General features: G+C 32.3%; 4 protein-coding genes. All 4 read left to right on the forward strand.

All coding sequences use genetic code 11. From position 1 onward, the window contains the following. Positions 1 to 214 precede the first annotated feature (214 nt). Entirely contained in the window at positions 215 to 406 is a 192-nt protein-coding gene (locus tag DXB52_RS15360; RefSeq protein WP_008370354.1) for a DUF4177 domain-containing protein, read from the forward strand. 23 nt (positions 407 to 429) lie between these two features. Next, positions 430 to 660 carry a hypothetical protein gene (locus tag DXB52_RS15365; RefSeq protein ID WP_055151587.1) on the forward strand — a complete coding sequence of 77 codons (231 nt, stop codon included), beginning with the start codon at positions 430 to 432 and terminating at the stop codon, positions 658 to 660. Positions 661 to 826: 166 nt separating this feature from the next. Continuing rightward, a complete protein-coding gene (locus DXB52_RS15375) occupies positions 827 to 1,597 on the forward strand; it encodes an ABC transporter ATP-binding protein (RefSeq protein ID WP_117576622.1) in 771 nt (256 codons plus the stop codon). After that, a partial coding sequence (locus tag DXB52_RS15380; protein WP_147343396.1) for an FtsX-like permease family protein occupies positions 1,587 to 2,644 on the forward strand: 1,058 nt, incomplete at its 3' end. The genes DXB52_RS15375 and DXB52_RS15380, both read left to right, overlap by 11 nt.

A 2,644-nucleotide genomic window follows, 5' to 3' on the forward strand; every position in this document is an offset into this window, starting at 1 on the left:
ATATTATTTTTATTGCTTTCAGTTGTTATTTTAGGTATCTCCTATCTTATTAGCTTAACAATACTAAAGAAAAAAGAGTTTTAGAAAAGAGAGGTGTGCTTATGGACTTGACTATTTTGGTAGTAGGATTGATATTGGGCGTTGGTATTCCTTTAAGAAATAAGGCAATCAAAAAGCGTAGAGAAAATATGAAAGAGAAAGGAAATGAGGAAAAATGAAAAAATATGAATATTTAGAAATTGATTATACTGCGAAAGGTGTTGTGTTCCTTTGCACCGATAAACATAAGGAAGTTATAAATAGCTATGCAGAAAATGGGTATCGCTATGTTGGTTTTATACCTACAGAAATTGACGCAAAAGGTTGTATGCGAAAGATTGATTTAATTTTTGAAAAAGAAGATTAACTCATTTTAGGGAGTTGGTTCGAATGATAGGGTTAAAAAAACGAGATATTAAAAAAGCATTAAAGGCTGGTGCAAAGGCTGGCGGTATGTCATTAGCTGATGTACGGGAAAATATTGAAGCAACGATTGATGAAGCTATGAATAGCACCGACCCAGAGGTGCAGGCAAATTTTAAAAAGTATTTTGGGAATAAACGCCCTACACCAGAAGAATATATTTATATCATTACGAAAAAGACAAAGGCAAAATTATAATAAAAGGGTCGTGGAAATGCTTCACAAAATTGTGATCTGCATTATCACGGCTCTTTTACTCTCTGTTTACTTTCAAAACTGTAAGTGTAATTGAATACTGCCCTTGCTATAATTTAATTGTATTCCAAAACAAATAAATGTGGCAGGAAGAAAGGAGCGATTTTTAATGGAACACATTTTAAATTTAGAGCAAGTAAAAAAATACTACGGGGGTAACTCTGGAAATATCACAAAGGCAGTAGACGGTATTTCTATGTATGTAGACAAGGGCGAATTTGTCGCAATAATGGGAGCTAGTGGTTCTGGAAAGACTACCCTATTAAACTGTATCTCTACGATTGATACTGTAACCAGCGGACACATTACAGTCAACAATCAAGATATTACCAAAATCAAAGATAAAGATTTTGCTGATTTTAGACGTGAAAATCTAGGGTTCATTTTTCAAGATTTCAACCTTTTAGATACCTTAACGATTGAAGAAAACATTTCTTTGTCATTGGTAATCAACAAACAGAACCCTGCTGATATTGACAAACGAGTTCATGCTATCGCTGATAAATTGGGTATTCGTGATATTTTATCGAAATTTCCTTATGAAGTTTCTGGCGGACAAAAACAGCGTTGTGCTTGTGCAAGAGCCTTAATCAATGAACCGAAACTGATATTAGCTGATGAACCGACGGGAGCTTTGGACTCAAAATCTTCCAGATTGTTACTAGAAACAATGTCTGACATCAACAAGAAAATGCAAGCTACTATTTTAATGGTAACACATGACCCGTTTAGTGCGTCTTTCTGTGAACGTATTCTGTTCTTAAAAGACGGTAAGATATTCAATGAAATTTTCAGAGGGGAAAAAAGCAGAAAAGATTTCTTCAATGAAATACTGGATATATTAACCTTGCTCGGAGGTGAAGTTGGAAATGTTAGGTAAATTAGCGGTTAGAAATACAAAAAGAAGCATTAAAGATTATTTGATTTATCTGATAACGATTACGATTTCATTTTCATTGATACTTGCGTTTAATTTAATTGCAAGTTCTGATAAGGTTGTAGAGTTATCTACTGGTATGGGGTCATTCAAAACAGTATTAACTTTTATCAATGCTGTAATTGTATTTGTTGTATGTTTTCTGATTAACTATACGACAAGGTTCATGTTTGAAAAAAGAAGTAAAGAATTAGGGACATATATGCTTCTTGGAATAAAGAAAAAGAAAGTTGCACATTTACTTGTAACAGAGAATATATTACTGGGATTTTTAGCATTTGTACTATCTATTCCGCTCGGCTTTCTGTTCAGTCAGTTTGTATCATTAGTTATTGTAAAAATGCTGGGTATTCCAGAGGTTATATTTATTTCTTTAAATCTTATTTCTATCGAATTGCTGGCAATTTATTTTATGGCGATATACGTATTGGTTTTGCTTAACCTTTTACGAAGAATTAGAAAAATGACGGTACACGACTTCCTTTATTTTGACAAACAAAATGAAAAGAAAATGTTCCGCAGTAGTAAAAGAAGAAATATTATTTTTGTTATAAGTCTTTTGTTAGGTATAGCTTCTTTAGTTTTTTGGCACACACGATTTAATTTTGAAAACTATAGTACAAGTGAAAACATCAGTTACTTAACAATTTGTATTTGTGTATTGATTATCAGTATATATGGTATTTCTGCAACCTGTGCAGATATGTTCTTGTCTGTTTTGTTAAAAAGCAAAAAACTAAAATATAAAAGTGATAATTTGTTTGTTGCCAGAACCTTTGCGTCTAAGGCTCGAACAATGGGTTTCACATTCGGGACACTCTCCATGTTGATATTACTATCTTTATTGTGTTTGAATTTTTCCAGTATCAACAAAGGTGTATATCAATCCACGATAGAAAGAAGTTCTCCCTATGATATTAGTATTTATGAAGTTAAAAAACCATTTAGTGATTTTAGCGAATACCTAGATTATATTGATGATGAATATAC

Origin of the sequence: Ruminococcus sp. OM04-4AA (assembly GCF_003462585.1) — a bacterium.
Classification (GTDB): Bacteria; Bacillota; Clostridia; order Lachnospirales; family Lachnospiraceae; genus Mediterraneibacter; species Mediterraneibacter faecis.